At 71.5% G+C, this 15,292-nt stretch carries 13 protein-coding genes; 10 read left to right on the top strand and 3 right to left on the bottom strand.

From position 1 onward, the window contains the following. The first annotated feature begins 28 nt into the window (after positions 1-28). Complete coding sequence (locus OHS16_RS07360; protein ID WP_328536370.1) at positions 29-583, top strand: GNAT family N-acetyltransferase; 555 nt, start codon at positions 29-31, stop codon at positions 581-583. 101 nt (positions 584-684) lie between these two features. Continuing rightward, positions 685-2,379 (top strand): proline--tRNA ligase, encoded by a 1,695-nt coding sequence (locus tag OHS16_RS07355; RefSeq protein WP_328536369.1) that lies wholly within the window; start codon positions 685-687, stop codon positions 2,377-2,379. A 114-nt stretch (positions 2,380-2,493) separates the two neighbouring features. Here OHS16_RS07355 and OHS16_RS07350 read toward each other — a convergent pair whose 3' ends face one another. Genes OHS16_RS07350 through OHS16_RS07340 form a run of 3 tightly spaced genes read right to left on the bottom strand, consistent with a single transcriptional unit; the run spans position 2,494 to position 4,378 of the window. Next, positions 2,494-3,405, bottom strand: coding sequence for an aminoglycoside phosphotransferase family protein (locus OHS16_RS07350; RefSeq protein WP_328536368.1), 912 nt, complete (start codon positions 3,403-3,405; stop codon positions 2,494-2,496). Next, positions 3,402-3,854: a ferritin-like domain-containing protein gene (locus OHS16_RS07345; protein ID WP_328536367.1), complete on the bottom strand. Its 453-nt coding sequence runs from the start codon at positions 3,852-3,854 to the stop codon at positions 3,402-3,404. Before OHS16_RS07345 ends, OHS16_RS07350 begins: the two co-directional genes overlap by 4 nt. Beyond that, positions 3,851-4,378, bottom strand: a complete 528-nt coding sequence (locus OHS16_RS07340; protein WP_328536366.1) for a hypothetical protein — start codon at positions 4,376-4,378, stop codon at positions 3,851-3,853. Before OHS16_RS07340 ends, OHS16_RS07345 begins: the two co-directional genes overlap by 4 nt. Before the next feature lie 153 nt (positions 4,379-4,531). Here OHS16_RS07340 and rimP point away from each other — a divergent pair, with 153 nt between their 5' ends. The 8 genes from rimP to OHS16_RS07300 all read left to right on the top strand — a co-directional run bounded on the left by rimP (position 4,532) and on the right by OHS16_RS07300 (position 15,277). Then, the gene (gene rimP, locus OHS16_RS07335; RefSeq protein WP_328536365.1) at positions 4,532-5,029 is read left to right on the top strand and encodes a ribosome maturation factor RimP; all 498 of its coding nucleotides are present in this window, start codon (positions 4,532-4,534) and stop codon (positions 5,027-5,029) included. Positions 5,030-5,031: 2 nt separating this feature from the next. Next, complete coding sequence (gene nusA / locus OHS16_RS07330) at positions 5,032-6,036, top strand: transcription termination factor NusA (protein WP_328536364.1); 1,005 nt, start codon at positions 5,032-5,034, stop codon at positions 6,034-6,036. 108 nt (positions 6,037-6,144) lie between these two features. Beyond that, the gene (locus OHS16_RS07325; protein WP_328536363.1) at positions 6,145-6,423 is read left to right on the top strand and encodes a YlxR family protein; all 279 of its coding nucleotides are present in this window, start codon (positions 6,145-6,147) and stop codon (positions 6,421-6,423) included. 148 nt (positions 6,424-6,571) lie between these two features. Further along, positions 6,572-9,673: a translation initiation factor IF-2 gene (gene infB / locus OHS16_RS07320; RefSeq protein ID WP_328536362.1), complete on the top strand. Its 3,102-nt coding sequence runs from the start codon at positions 6,572-6,574 to the stop codon at positions 9,671-9,673. 205 nt (positions 9,674-9,878) lie between these two features. After that, positions 9,879-10,175 carry a DUF503 domain-containing protein gene (locus OHS16_RS07315; protein ID WP_328536361.1) on the top strand — a complete coding sequence of 99 codons (297 nt, stop codon included), beginning with the start codon at positions 9,879-9,881 and terminating at the stop codon, positions 10,173-10,175. A gap of 23 nt (positions 10,176-10,198) precedes the next feature. Continuing rightward, positions 10,199-10,648, top strand: a complete 450-nt coding sequence (gene rbfA, locus OHS16_RS07310; RefSeq protein ID WP_328536360.1) for a 30S ribosome-binding factor RbfA — start codon at positions 10,199-10,201, stop codon at positions 10,646-10,648. Beyond that, complete coding sequence (gene truB, locus OHS16_RS07305; RefSeq protein WP_328536359.1) at positions 10,645-11,544, top strand: tRNA pseudouridine(55) synthase TruB; 900 nt, start codon at positions 10,645-10,647, stop codon at positions 11,542-11,544. The genes rbfA and truB overlap by 4 nt, the downstream gene beginning before the upstream one ends. A gap of 226 nt (positions 11,545-11,770) precedes the next feature. Further along, entirely contained in the window at positions 11,771-15,277 is a 3,507-nt protein-coding gene (locus tag OHS16_RS07300) for a serine protease (RefSeq protein WP_328536358.1), read from the top strand. The last annotated feature ends 15 nt before the right edge of the window (positions 15,278-15,292 follow it).

Genomic DNA, 15,292 nt, shown 5'->3' with positions numbered 1-15,292 from the left:
CGGGGGCTCTGCCGTTAGGGTGCCGACCATGGATGACGTAGTGGTCCGGCCGGTCGATCTCGCCGCGCGCGTGGACGAGGCCCTGGCCGTGCAGGCCCTCGCGTTCGGGCTCAGCGACGACGAGGTCGCCGTGCGCCGCCACATCGTGCTGCGCCATCTGCAGAACCCGGGCGCCCACGCCCTCGGCGCGACCACCGCCGACGGCCGGCTGACCGGCTTTGTCTACGGGATGCCCAACAGCCGCGGCCACTGGTGGTCCACGGTCGTCGAACCGTATCTGCGCAGCACCGATACCGCGGAATGGCTCGACGACTCCTTTGTGATCACCGAACTGCACGTGCACCCCGACTACCAGGGCCGCGGCATCGGCCGCGAACTGATCACGACGCTCACCGACAGCGCGGAACAGCCCCGCTCCATCCTCTCCGCGATCGACACCGAGAGCCCGGCCCGCGGCCTCTACCGGGCACTCGGGTACACCGACCTGGCCCGCCGGGTCCACTTCCCGAGTGCGGGACAGCCGTACGCCGTGATGGGTGCTCCGCTCCCGCTGCTCCGGCCCGGCCGGCCGGACGCCGGCTGACCGATTTCCGCCCGCCCGCCGGGCCCGGTTAACCTCCTGACATCACTTACGGGGGTCCGGGGGGTGTCCTCCGGAAAACACAGCCAAGCAGGAGAGTCACCATGGCCCAGGTCCAGCGCATGTCCCGGTTGATGGTCAAGACCTTGCGCGACGACCCGGCGGACGCGGAGACGCTCAGCCACAAGTTGCTGGTCCGTGCCGGATACGTCCGCCGCAACGCGGCCGGTATCTGGACCTGGCTGCCGCTGGGCAAGAAGGTCCTGGACAACATCTCCCGCGTGGTGCGCGAGGAGATGGACGCCATCGGCGCCCAGGAAGTCCTGCTGCCCGCGCTGCTGCCCAAGGAGGCCTACGAGGCGTCCGGCCGCTGGGAGGAGTACGGCGACCTGCTCTTCCGTCTCAAGGACCGCAAGGGCGCCGACTATCTCCTCGGCCCGACCCACGAGGAGATCTTCACCCAGACCGTCAAGGACCAGTGCACGTCCTACAAGGACCTGCCGGTGATGCTCTACCAGATCCAGACGAAGTACCGGGACGAGGCGCGCCCCCGCTCCGGCGTGCTGCGCGGCCGTGAGTTCCAGATGAAGGACTCCTACTCCTTCGACACCACGGACGAGGGGCTGGCCGAGTCGTACCGGCTGCACCGCGGGGCGTACATCAAGATCTTCCAGCGGCTCGGTCTCGACCACCGCATCGTCTCCGCCGTCTCGGGTGCGATGGGCGGCTCCGCGTCGGAGGAGTTCCTGGCCCCGGCGGCGGCCGGTGAGGACACCTTCGCGGACTGCCCGAACTGCGACTACGCGGCGAACACCGAGGCTGTGACCTACAAGGTGGCGCCGCCCGCGGCGTCCGAGCACGGCCCCGCAGAGGAGCTCGACACCCCTGACACCCCGACGATCGAGACGCTGGCCGCGCTGCTCGGCATCCCGGCATCGGCGACGCTGAAGAACCTTCTGGTGAAGGTGGACGGCGAGATCGTCGCGGTCGGTGTACCCGGCGACCGTGAGGTGGACCTCGGCAAGCTGGGCGAGCACCTGGCGCCCGCCGTCGTGGAGCTGGTCACCGCCGAGGACTTCGAGGGCCGCCCCGACCTGGTGCGCGGCTATGTCGGTCCGCAGGGCCTGGAGAAGGTCCGCTACATCGCGGACCCGCGGATCGCGGCCGGCACGGCGTGGGTGACCGGCGCCAACAAGCCCGACACACACGCCCGCAACGTCGTCGCCGGGCGGGACTTCGAGGTGGACGACTACCTCGACGTCGTGGTCGTCGAGGCCGGCGACCCCTGCCCGTCCTGCGGTTCGGGCCTACAGCTGGACCGGGCGATCGAGATCGGTCACATCTTCCAGCTGGGCCGCAAGTACGCGGACACCTTCCAGCTCGACGTCCTCGGCCAGCAGGGCAAGCCGGTGCGGGTCACCATGGGGTCCTACGGCATCGGCGTCTCCCGTGCGGTAGCCGCGCTCGCTGAGCAGTCGGCCGACGGGAAGGGTCTGTGCTGGCCCAAGGAGATCGCGCCGGCCGACGTTCACGTGGTGGCGGCCGGCAAGGCTCTGCAGACGGAGCTGGCACTCGACGTGGCGGAGCGGCTGGGCGCCGCCGGGGTGCGGGTGCTCGTCGACGACCGCCCCGGAATCTCGCCCGGAGTGAAGTTCACCGACTCCGAGCTGATCGGTGTCCCGCAGATCCTGGTGGCGGGCCGGCGGTCGTCCGACGGTGTGCTGGAGCTCAAGGACCGTCGCACGGGCGAGCGCGAAGAGCTCACGGTGGACGAGGCGATCGCGCGTCTCGTCGGCTGAGGCTGTTCCCGACCGCCGCGGGGGCCCGGAAGGGCCGCTGCGGCGGTTCACGGAGCGGCAGGCAGAGCCGGTGAGGCGGAGTTGAACAGCAGCGGCACCGCAGGCGGGCGCGTCCTACAGCCAGCCCGCGAACTCCAGCAGCAGCTCGCCGTCCTGCCGCCGCCCCGCTGCGATCGCCCGTGCACCTGACTCCACCGCCCGGAACAGCGTCCAGCCGTGCAGCCGTCCCCGATCCACCTCGAGCGAGTCCGCGAGACGGTTCACCCGGCGCCGTACGGTCGACGGGCCGACCGCCGCCGCCACCAGATCGTCCACCCGGTCCCGTACCAGCCGGGCCAGGTCGTAGGCCCGTTCCCCGACGACCGGATCGGGGCCGACCGCCAGCCAGGGGGTGCGCTCGCCCGCGAGGACCTTGCTCTGGCGGAAGTTGCCGTGCAGCAGCACGGGCTCGGGGGGTGCGGAGACCAGTTCGTCGCGTGCGGCGAGTGCCGCGTCCACCAGCGGCACCACCAGGGGCTCCGCCGTCGCGCGCATCGCGTCGGACTGGCGCGCCGTGCGCTCGGTGACCGTCTCGAAGGGATGCGCGGGCGGCGGCTCGACCCACAGCTTCCGTACCGTGCCCGACGCCTCGAGCAGCGCCTTCGCCTCCGGCAGGGAGTGCAAGGAGACCTCCGGGTGCAGCCGCTCGATCAGCAGCGCGGTGTCCTGAACCGTGACCGCCGCGGGGTCGTCGAGCAACCGCACCGCACCCCAGCCGTTCCAGTGGGCCAGCGCGGCCCGCTCCAGATGCGGACCCGCGAACTCCGGGGCCACCTTCAGGACGGCGGAGCCGCCGCCGGGCTGCTGCACCAGAACGACCAGGCTGCTGCGCCCACCGGGGGCCTGCACGCGTTCCGCGGTCAACTCCCGTACATCGAGTGCCCCTTGAGTGGCGGCCGAAATCCTGCCGAGCCAGTCGGCCGCGGCGGCGTCCCCGTACGTCTCGCCGAGCGCCCGGACCAGCCGCTGCGGCGGTTCGAAAGTCATGCGTGGGTGGTTCCCTTTCCGGAACTGGGAGCGGCCCGTTCGACGAGCCCCGGAAAGGCTACGCTGCCGCCGCCCCGCCACCGCACCGCCCGCACTGCCGACTCCCGCAGGGAGAGGGCCGCTTCGTGGCGCAGCGGCCCGCGCGCCGCACGCACCAGGTCGGAGTAGACATCGGCCACCCGGTCCTCCAGATCCGCTGCCAGCCGCACCGCGTCGGTGTGCCCTTCCACCGGGAAGGGCAAGGCGTAGGCGGCCAACCCGGCCACCGGCTTCCCACCCAGGTCCCGCACGGTGCGGACCAGGCCGTCACGGGCGGCGCGGTGCGCGTCGTACGCCCTGTGTGCCTCCTCGCGCCGGTCGTCGGCGACCCGGCCGCCGACGACCGCGTAGCCGTACACCGCGGCGTGTTCGGCGGCGAGCGCGGCTTGCGCGGCGGCCAGCGAGCTCATCGGTGGTCTCCCGCGGTCAGCAGATACGCGTGTACGGCGGATGCGGCGGCGATCGACGCCAGCAGTCGGGCCAGCTCGGGCGGTGCCCCGGCGAGGGCGGCGGTGTGGGTGTCCGCGGTACGGCGCTCGGCCGCGGCGAGGGCCTTCACCGCGTCCTCCCGGCCGGCCGGGACCGCCGGGGGAGCGGGCGCCGGTGACGCGGAGCGGGTGCGGGAAGGGGACGGACCCGGTGTGGCCGCGGCCGGGGACAGGGCGCTCACGTGCAGCGCCACGGCGTCCCGCAACGGCCGTGCGAGCGCGCCCGTCCCGGGGTCCGTGTGCTGGGCGAGCACCGCGTCGTAGAGCGCGAGAAGCGTCCCGCTGGCGCGCGCGGACCGCTGCCGCAGCGCGGTGGTGGCATCGGGCGCCGCCGCACCCTGTGTACGGTGTGCAGCGGGCCGCTTCGAACAGCCGGTCAGCAGACCGGCCCCCGCAGCTCCCGTCACGCTCAGCAGACGCCTGCGTGTGGTCCCCGTGCGCCGCACGTCTGTCTCCCTCGGCCCCTCGTAGTGATCACCGCTGGCGAGCGTACCTGCGGGTCACCGGTGGTAGGACGGCAACACCCCCTGCGACCGGATACCCTTTGATCCGACACGCGACGATCCCACAACAGCACACGCGGCCGAGGAGTCACCCGGATGAGCACCACCCAGAGCGAAAGGCTGCGCGGGCTGCTGGAACCGCTCGTCGCCGCCAAGGACCTGGATCTGGAAGAGATCGATCTGTCCCGGGCCGGCCGGCGTGGCGTGCTGAGAGTCGTCGTGGACTCGGAAGAGGGCGTGGAGCTCGACACCTGCGCCGAACTGAGCCGCGCCATCTCCGAGAAGCTCGACGAGAGTGACGTGATGGGCGAGGACGAGTACGTCCTCGAAGTCAGTTCCCCGGGCGCGGACCGCCCGCTGTCGGAGCACCGCCACTACGTCCGGGCCATCGGCCGTCTGGCCAGGCTGACCCTGAACGACGGCGGCGAGCTGGTCGCCCGCATTCTCGAGGTGGACGACGAAGGTCTGGGTGTCGAGGTGCCGGGTGTGAAGGGGCGCAAGCCCACCGCCCGCCGGGTCGCCTTCCAGGAGATCGCCAAGGCACGTGTCGAGCTCGAGTTCAACCGCAAGGACAAGAAGGAAGAGGAGGCGTAGCCATGGACATCGACGTAAAGCTTCTGAAGGGCTTGGCGAAGGAGAAGGAGATTTCCTTCGACCTGCTGGTCGAGGCGATCGAGTCGGCCCTCCTCATCGCCTACCACCGCACCGAGGGAAGCCGCCGTCTCGCGCGCGTCAGCCTCGATCATGACAACGGTCATGTGACGGTCTGGGCGAAGGAGGACCCGGCGGATCTCGAAGAGGGCCAGGAGGCCCGGGAGTTCGACGACACCCCGTCCGACTTCGGCCGGATCGCGGCGACCACGGCCAAGCAGGTCATCCTGCAGCGCCTGCGGGACGCGGAGGACGACCTGACGTTCGGCGAGTACGCAGGCCGTGAGGGCGATGTCGTCGCCGGTGTCGTGCAGCAGGGCAAGGACCCGCGGAACGTACTGGTCGACATCGGCAAGCTGGAGGCGATCCTGCCGGTGCAGGAGCAGGTCCCCGGCGAGAGCTACACCCATGGCCTCCGGCTGCGCACCTATGTGGTCCGGGTGGCCAAGGGTGTCCGTGGCCCGTCCGTGACGCTGTCGCGCACCCATCCGAACCTGGTGAAGAAGCTCTTCGCCCTGGAGGTCCCGGAGATCGCCGACGGCTCCGTGGTCATCGAGGCCATCGCCCGCGAGGCCGGCCACCGCAGCAAGATCGCGGTACGGTCCACCCGCTCGGGGCTCAACCCGAAGGGTGCCTGCATCGGCCCGATGGGCAGCCGTGTGCGCAATGTCATGGCCGAGCTGCTCGGTGAGAAGATCGACATCGTGGACTGGTCGGACGACCCGGCCGAGATGGTGGCCAACGCGCTCTCCCCGGCCCGCGTCAGCAAGGTCGAGATCGTCGATCTCGGTGCCCGTTCCGCACGCGTCACCGTTCCCGACTACCAGCTCTCCCTCGCCATCGGCAAGGAGGGCCAGAACGCCAGGCTCGCCGCCCGGCTGACCGGCTGGCGGATCGACATCCGCCCGGACACCGAGCAGGCGCCGGAGCAGTCGTCGGACGAGGACTGAACGGTCCGGCCGGAGTCCGTCTCCGCAGGATCCGAGAAAGATCAGGACAACATCCGTTCGATTCCTGCCCCAAAAGGGTGAGGTCGATACGGGGAGGTAGACTTGAACGTGTCTGGCCGGACAGACGCCCGAGTATGCCCTGAGCGAACCTGCGTGGGATGCCGGGAGCGTGCGGCCAAGAGCGATCTGCTGCGCATCGTGGCGGTGGAGGGCATTTGTGTCCCTGATCCGCGCGGTACGCTGCCCGGCCGGGGTGCGTATCTGCACCCCGCCTCGGTCTGCCTCGACCTGGCGGTCCGCCGCCGGGCGTTCTCCAGGGCCTTCAGGGTCAAGGGAGCGCTCGACAGTGCGGCGCTGAACCAGTACGTCGAGCAGGCAGCACCGTAAGAAAAGGAACGGCACGGGTCCCCGTGCGGTCAGGTACCTCGCGAGTTGGAAGTAGGTCGAGATTGCGATGAGCACTCGATGAGTACGCGATGAGTACGCCCATGAAGTAGCGACGGTCCGGCGGTAACCCGGACCTAAAAGGAGCGAAGTGGCTAAGGTCCGGGTATACGAACTCGCCAAGGAGTTCGGGGTTGAGAGCAAGGTCGTCATGGCCAAGCTCCAAGAACTCGGTGAATTCGTACGTTCGGCGTCCTCGACGATCGAGGCGCCGGTTGTACGCAAGTTGACTGACGCTTTGCAGGGGCCCGGCGGCAACGCCGGCAAGTCCGCTGCCAAGCCCGGCGCGCCTCGCAAGGCCGCGCCCTCCCCCGCCAACCGCGCGGGTTCCTCCGCCGCAGCGCCGGCCCCGGCCGCCGCGGCCCGTCCCGCTGCCCCGAAGCCCGGTGTCCCGGCCAAGCCGGCCGCCGCCGAGGCTCCGCAGAGCAGCACCCCCGCGGCGTCCTCGCCGGCAGCCGCAGGTCCGCGGCCGGGTCCGAAGCCCGCGGCGGCCAAGCCCGCTCCGGCGGCCCCGGTTCCCGCTGCCGAGTTCTCGGCTCCGGCGCCCGCAGCGCCGCAGGCCCCGAGGCCCTCGGGTGCCACCCCCGGCCCGCGTCCCGCCCGTCCGGCCCCGGCCGGCGGTCAGCGTGACGGCGGTCAGCGAGACGGTGGCCGTGGCGGCGAGCGTCCGGCACGTCCCGCAGGCCAGGGCGCACCGCGTCCCGGCGGCAGCCGCCCGGCGGGCCCCCGCCCGGGCAACAACCCCTTCACCTCGGGTGGCTCCACCGGCATGGCGCGCCCGCAGGCGCCCCGTCCCGGCGGTGCCCCGCGCCCCGGCGGCGGCCAGGACCGTCCCGGCGGCCCGCGTCCGCAGGGTGGTCCCGGCGGTGCTCCCCGGCCCCAGGGTCAGGGCGGCGCCCGTCCGAGCCCCGGTGGCATGCCCCGCCCGCAGGGTGGCGCACGCCCCGCCGGTGGTCCCGGCGGTGCTCCCGGTGGTAACCGTCCCAACCCCGGCATGATGCCGCAGCGTCCCGCCGCGGCTCCCCGTCCCGGTGGCGGTCCCGGCGGTGGCGGTCGTGGTCCCGGTGGCGGCGCAGGCCGTCCCGGTGGCGGCGGCGCCCGTCCGGGCGGCGGCTTCGCCGGCCGTCCGGCAGGTCCCGGTGGCGGCGGTCGTCCCGGCGGTGGCGGCGGCTTCGGCGGTCGTCCCGGTGGCGGCGCTCCCGGTGGTGGCTTCGGTGGACGTCCCGGCTTCGCGGGCCGTCCCGGCGGCCCCGGTGGCCGCGGTGGCACACAGGGTGCCTTCGGTCGTCCCGGCGGGCCCGCCCGTCGTGGACGCAAGTCGAAGCGGCAGAGGCGCCAGGAGTACGAGGCCATGCAGGCCCCGTCGGTGGGCGGCGTCATGCTGCCTCGCGGCAACGGACAGACCGTCCGCCTGTCGCGCGGTGCCTCCCTCACCGACTTCGCGGAGAAGATCAACGCCAACCCGGCGTCGCTCGTCGCCGTGATGATGAATCTCGGCGAGATGGTCACGGCCACCCAGTCCGTGCCCGACGAGACGCTGAAGCTGCTCGCGGACGAGATGAGCTACGTCCTCGAGATCGTCAGCCCCGAGGAGGAGGACCGCGAGCTGCTCGAGTCCTTCGACATCGAGTTCGGCGAGGACGAGGGCGGCGAGGAGTTCCTCGTCGCGCGTCCGCCGGTCGTGACCGTCATGGGTCACGTCGACCACGGTAAGACGCGGCTTCTGGACGCGATCCGCAAGACCAACGTCATTGCGGGCGAGGCCGGCGGCATCACCCAGCACATCGGTGCCTACCAGGTCTCCTCCGAGGTCAACGGCGAGGACCGCAAGATCACCTTCATCGACACCCCTGGTCACGAGGCGTTCACCGCCATGCGTGCCCGCGGTGCCAAGTCGACCGACATCGCGATCCTCGTGGTGGCGGCCAACGACGGTGTGATGCCCCAGACGATCGAGGCGCTGAACCACGCCAAGGCGGCCGACGTGCCGATCGTGGTCGCGGTCAACAAGATCGACGTCGAGGGTGCCGACCCGACCAAGGTGCGCGGTCAGCTCACCGAGTTCGGTCTGGTGGCCGAGGAGTACGGCGGCGACACCATGTTCGTCGACATCTCCGCCAAGCAGGGACTCAACATCGAGTCGCTGCTGGAGGCCGTCGTCCTCACCGCCGACGCCTCGCTCGACCTGCGGGCCAACCCGGAGCAGGACGCGCAGGGTATTGCGATCGAGTCCCACCTCGACCGCGGCCGCGGTGCCGTTGCGACCGTCCTGGTCCAGCGAGGCACCCTCCGGGTCGGCGACACCATGGTGGTCGGCGACGCGTACGGCAGGGTCCGCGCGATGCTCGACGACAAGGGCGAGAACGTGGAAGAGGCGGGTCCCTCGACTCCGGTCCTCGTCCTCGGTCTCACCAACGTCCCGGGCGCCGGCGACAACTTCCTGGTCGTCGACGAGGACCGTACGGCCCGTCAGATCGCCGAGAAGCGTGCAGCGCGTGAGCGCAACGTCCGCTTCGCCCGCAAGGGTGTCCGGTTCTCCCTGGAGAATCTGGACGAGGCGCTCAAGGCCGGTCTGGTCCAGGAACTCAACCTCATCATCAAGGGCGACGCGTCCGGTTCGGTGGAGGCTCTCGAGTCCTCGCTGCTCCAGCTCGACGTCGGCGAAGAGGTCGACATCCGGGTGCTGCACCGCGGTGTGGGTGCGGTCACCGAGTCGGACATCGACCTGGCGACCGGCTCCGACGCGATCGTGATCGGCTTCAACGTCCGCGCGGCCGGCCGTGCCGCGCAGATGGCCGACCGCGAAGGTGTGGACGTCCGGTACTACTCGGTCATCTACCAGGCGATCGAAGAGATCGAAGCGGCCCTCAAGGGCATGCTCAAGCCGGAGTACGAAGAGGTCGAGCTCGGTACTGCGGAGATCCGCGAGATCTTCCGTTCGTCCAAGCTGGGCAACATCGCCGGTGTGCTGGTCCGTTCCGGCGAGGTCAAGCGCAACACGAAGGCGCGGCTGCTGCGCGATGGCAAGGTCATCGCGGAGAGCCTCACCATCTCGGGTCTGCGCCGCTTCAAGGACGACGTCACCGAGATCCGCGAAGGCTTCGAGGGCGGTATCAACCTCGGAAACTTCAACGACATCAAGATCGACGACGTCATCGCGACGTACGAGATGCGCGAGAAGCCCCGCGGCTGATCAGCATCACTGTTGATCCGCACTGCGGCTGATCCGTAGCGCGTCGGTCGGGGCCGCTCGGCGGGAGTTATTTCCGTCGAGCGGCCCCGGCCGTTGCGTGTACGGTTCTGGTGTCCCTGCCGAGCGGTTGGCGGGGCACGGCGGTACCGGTCCGGGAGATGACCCCGGGCCCCCGAACCCGGACCGGCGGGACATCCGGACATGCATGTATGTGGGGACACTGTCCTTCGATCTGCTTCTCGGCGACGTACGGTCGTTGAAGGAGAAGCGCTCCGTCGTCCGGCCGATCGTGGCCGAGCTCCAGCGGAAATTCGCGGTGAGCGTGGCGGAAGTCGGTGACCAGGATCTTCATCGCAGGGCCCGGATCGGGCTCGCGGTGGTGTCCGGGAACACCGAGCACCTGACTGATGTACTCGACCGGTGCGAGCGACATGTCGCCGCCCGGCCGGAAGTGGAGCTGCTGTCCGTACGACGGCGGCTGCACAGCGACGAAGACGACTGAGCAAGGTAAAGGGAGACGGACCAGTGGCCGACAACGCGCGGGCGAAGAAGCTGGCGGACCTCATCCAGGAGGTGGTCGCCGAGAAACTGCAGCGCGGTATCAAGGACCCCCGTCTGGGCACGCATGTGACCATCACGGACACCCGGGTCACCGGCGACCTGCGGGAGGCCACGGTCTTCTACACGGTCTACGGGGACGACGAGGAGCGGGCGAGCGCGGCCGCCGGCCTGGAGAGCGCCAAGGGCATCCTCCGTTCGGCGGTCGGAGCGGCGGCGGGGACGAAGTTCACCCCGACCCTCGCCTTCGTCGCCGACGCCCTCCCGGAGAACGCAAAGGCGATCGAGGATCTGCTCGACCGGGCAAGGGCGTCGGACGCCAAGGTGCGTGAGGCGTCTTCCGGCGCCACGTACGCCGGTGGCGCGGACCCGTACCGCAAGCCGGAGGACGACGACGAGGACAGCGCCTCCGAATGACACAGCAGAACACGACGCCGGACGGACTTGTCATCGTCGACAAGCCGTCCGGCTTCACCTCGCACGACGTCGTGGCCAAGATGCGCGGAATCGCCAGGACCCGGCGCGTGGGCCATGCCGGCACCCTCGACCCGATGGCCACCGGCGTACTGGTACTCGGTGTGGAGAGGGCGACCAAGATGCTCGGGCATCTCGCGCTGACCGAGAAGGAGTACCTCGGCACGATCCGGCTCGGCCAGAACACGATCACCGACGACGCGGAGGGCGAGATCATCTCGTCCAGTGACGCTTCGGGGGTCACCCGGGAGGCCATCGACGCGGGCGTGGCCAAGCAGACCGGTGCCATCATGCAGGTGCCCTCCAAGGTCAGCGCCATCAAGATCGACGGAAAGCGCTCCTACGCACGGGTGCGCGGTGGCGAGGACTTCGAGATCCCGGCCCGCCCGGTGACCGTCTCCTCGTTCCAGGTCCACGACGTCCGGCCGGCTGTCGCCGACGACGGGACGCCGGTGATCGACCTGGTCGTCTCGGTGGTCTGCTCGTCCGGTACGTACATCCGTGCCATCGCCCGTGACCTCGGCGCCGAGACCGGTGTCGGCGGCCACCTCACCGCCCTGCGGCGCACCAGGGTCGGCCCGTACGGGCTGGACGCGGCAAGGACCCTGGACCAGCTCCAGGAAGAGCTCACCGTGATGCCTGCCGCCGATGCCGCCGCCGCGGCCTTCCCGCGCTGGGACGTGGACGAGAAGAGAGCCCGGCTGCTGCTGAACGGCGTCAGGCTGGAGATGCCCGCCTACCCGGCCGGAGCGGTGGCCGCCTTCGGTCCCGAGGGGCATCTCCTTGCCCTGGTCGAGGACCAGAACGGCAAGGCGAAGAGCCTGGCCGTCTTCGGCTGAGGCCCCGGCACCGCCTTCCGGCCGCCGAACAGCCGGACGCGTGTACCGCCGTGGAGCGGGCAGGGCCTCAGGCCCGCTCCACGCCCCCCTCGCAAGGGTTCTATCCACTGCGCACACGCGATTCACTCCAATGGGCAGGCGCTCGGAGTGACTGGCAGGAGCGTTGGGGGGCGCTTTGCGTGGGTGTTCTTCTCGCAGCGATCATTGCCCGCCTACCGTCGAGGACATGGGAAGCGGGGAGACGCTGGTAGGCATCTGCGATCGTGCGGGGCGGTTACGAGGGACCGGCTTCGTCGCCGACGATCTCGGCACGGTGGTGACCAGCCATCAGGCGGTCGACGGGCTCACCGGAGCCGTGCTGCACGCCCCGGGCGAGCGGACCTGGATCGCCGGAGCCGACGCGATCACCGCGCTGCCCCACCTCGGACTCGCGCTGGTGCGGACCGACGGCCTCGGTGTGCGGCCGCTCCCGATCTCCCCGCGATCCAGGGTCGAGACCGGCACCTATGTCCGGGTCGCCGCCCCCGGCTGGCGGGCGGCGCGAGTGCTGGGCGAGTCCCCGGCGACGTACACGGCGGCCGACGGCAGCCACCGGCTCGATGCGGCCCTGGAGCTCGCGATGGGCACGGACTGCCGCGATGCGCTCCGGCTCGGCGGAGCGGCGGTGGGCGGACCCGTCATCGACGCGACCAGCGGGGCGGTGCTGGGAGTGCTCGGCACCGCTCTGCACTGCGCACACCCGGCCCCGGGTCTGGCCGTGCCGCTGCGCGGAGCCGAGCTCGCACCGCTGCTGAGCCGTAACGCGGCAACCGTGCCGGGACACGGGCCCGATCTGAATCTCGCGGGAGTGCTGGAGCTGACCGCGCTGTCGGTCGGCTTGTCCGGTGGCCCGGCTCCTCTCCACGAGATGGCCGAACGGAGGCACATCGTACGGCAGTTGGCCGACTTCACCTCCGGGAACGTGCCCGTGACCGGACTCGTGGGCGACCCGGGCACCGGCCGTACCACTGAACTCCGGGCTCTGGCCGCACGCCGGGCCCACGGCCCTCAGCCGGCTCCGACCGTCTGGCTGCGCGGCGCCGATCTGCGCGCCGACGACGCATCGGTCGCCGACGCGGTGGCGCGGGCGGTACGGCGTGCCGGGCGCATCGTGGGCGCCGCCGGCATGGACCGCGTCACACCCGAACGGATGGCCCGGCTGGCCGCGGACGCAGGTCAGCCGCTGCTCGTGCTGCTCGACGGCCCCGAGGAGATGCCACCCCCGCTGGCATCCGTACTGCCGGTGTGGACCAGGGAAACAGCGGGCTGGCTGACCTCTCACGGCGTGCGGATGATCGTCGGTTGTCTGCCCGAGTTCTGGGACCGGGTCTCCGGGCTCCCGCCGCGGCGCGCGCCGCACATCTCCGTCGGGGATCTGCTGCCGCACGAGGCCCTGACGGCCCGCAGAAGTCATGGCATCCCCGAAGGCGTCGCGGCGCCCCAGGACGCCGCACATCCGCTGTCGCTGCGGATGCTCGCCGAAGTCCGGGCGGCGCTCCCGGGCGGCACGGACGGACACCCGAGCCGGGAGGACATCCTCACCGCATACCTCGATCTGCTCTGTCTGCGCATCGCCGTACGGATCGCGGCCGCGCGCAGCCCTGCATCCCGGGGCACGGTCGTGCGGAGGCTGGCAGCCCGGGTCTCGGGGCAGGTGCACGAGGCGGCGCGACGCTGTCTGGGGACCGCCCAGGGCGAGCTGACCCGCGCATCCTTCGAGGAGGTCTTCCCCTGGCGCACGGGGTGGGCATCCGCCGTACTCGCGGAGGGGCTGCTGACCCCCGCCGGAGCGGGCTTCCGCTTCGCCCACAGTGAGCTCGCCGACTGGGTGCAGGGCGCGCATCTCGACGTGGACCGGGCTCTGGATCCGCTGGTGCACGGCTGGCCGGGGGACCGGGCAGCCGCGGCGGTCAGGGAGCTGCCGCGGTGCGCGACGGCTGCGGTGGTGCCCCGGACGACGCCAGTGGCCGGCTCCGGATGCCCGCCCGCCGTGCCCCGGCACCGGATCGGCCCGACGGTGCAGGCCATGCTTCTGCTGGAACGCCGGCACGGCTCCTGTGCACTCGGGCGGAGACTGCGGGTACTCATCACAGCACTGGACCGGCTGCAGCAGGAGCAACCCAGCGGCGCCCTCGCCGCGTCCCGCGACGCCCAGGGATGGGTGGCCCGGCTGCTCGGTGACGTACTGCTGCGCGTCCCCGATCCCCGCCGTCACATCGGGGTGCTCGAACTCCTTGCCGACCGGATCACCCTGCACTCCCTGCGGTCCGGCGGGCCGCACCGTCTCGGCGGCTTCGACCGGTTCGACAGCTCATTCTGGGAGCGGCTGCGGATCGGTGAGGGCCCACGCCTCGATCTGCTGCGGCGGCTGGTACCCGCCGACGGTGCGCCAGGCGCGCAGTCCGGCGACCGCTATCTGGACGCGGTGGCCCGGCGGCTCGCGGCCGACCCCCGATCGGTACAGCCGCTGCTCTGCCGCTGGTTCGCCGACGAGCGCCCTCTGCCCCACGGCCCGCACACCGAGCTGCGCCCCACCGTCGCCGGTGTGGCGCAGGCTCTGCTGTACACCCGGCGCGAACTCGCCGTGGATGATCTCGCCGAGGCGTTGGTGGCCACCGCGCACCCTCGCGCGGACGAACTGCTCACCGCGCTGGCCGAGGACGAGCCGGCCGCGTTGTGCCGAGCCGTCGACCGCTGGTCCCACGACGACAGGCCGGGGCGCCGGGCCGCCGCTGCGGCCCATATCCTGCCGACCGCCGCACGGGCGGCGGGCGCCGCCGACCGTGAACAGCTCGGATATGCCGCGCTCGCGCTGCTCACGCATCCCGACGACGCCGCGTTGCACGGTCCGGCACTCGCGCTGCTGGTGGGGGACGCGCGCACCAGGGCGCATCATCTGCCCCGAGCCCTGAGGCTCTTCACCACCGGACATCCGCAGCTGCCGGCGGCCGCTCTGGCCCCCGCACTCCACACCCATCCGGATCCGGTGTTCGCCGCCTTCCGCACACGCATCGAAGACCGGCCGCAGGACGCGGAGGAGATCCTGCGCGCGCTCTCCGGAGCCGGCACACCGGAGCTCGCCCGCCGCGCCGCCGCTTTCGTGCGCGCCTTCGCCGACCGGCATCCGGAGGGAGCAGCGCACGCCGCCGACTTCGTCGGACGCCGTCTCGAGGCCGGTCCGGCAGCGCGCGCCGACCTGCTGCCGCTCGTCACGGGCCTGGTACGGGGCCGCCCCCGCCGGATGCGCAGCGCCCTGGCCCCGGTGCTCGCGGCGCCGGGGAGCCGGAGCTCACAGCCCCTGCGCGACGAACTGCTCGACATGCTGCTGGAGTACGAGCGGTACGAGCCCGGGCACGAGGCGCCGGGCGACCTGTCGGTCGCGGAGGTCCTGTTGCGGGCCGCCGCACTGGGATCGGGCCACCGTGCCGAGTTCAGGACCCGCGACCTCGTGCACCGCACCGGTCTGCTGCTGGTCCGTACACCGGACGGGGCTGCCCGGTTCGACCGGCGGCTCGTGGAGCTCTGCCGTGAAGTGCCCGGCTTCGCCGGGCAGATCCTCGGCTGGCTCAGCATGGCGCCCCAGGAGTGGGCCGTGGTGGTCGGGCCGAGCGCCCGCCGGATGGTCGAGAAGCTGGGTGCACCCATGCCGATGCAAGCCAGCGGCGCCGGACATGGCAGTCTTAGACCTGCATGAGTGCACGGTAATGAT

The organism is Streptomyces sp. NBC_00344, assembly GCF_036088315.1.
In the GTDB taxonomy this organism is placed as follows: Bacteria; Actinomycetota; Actinomycetes; order Streptomycetales; family Streptomycetaceae; genus Streptomyces.
The sequence above is the reverse complement of the archived record's forward strand: the minus strand, read 5'-3'. Positions and strand labels throughout refer to the sequence as shown.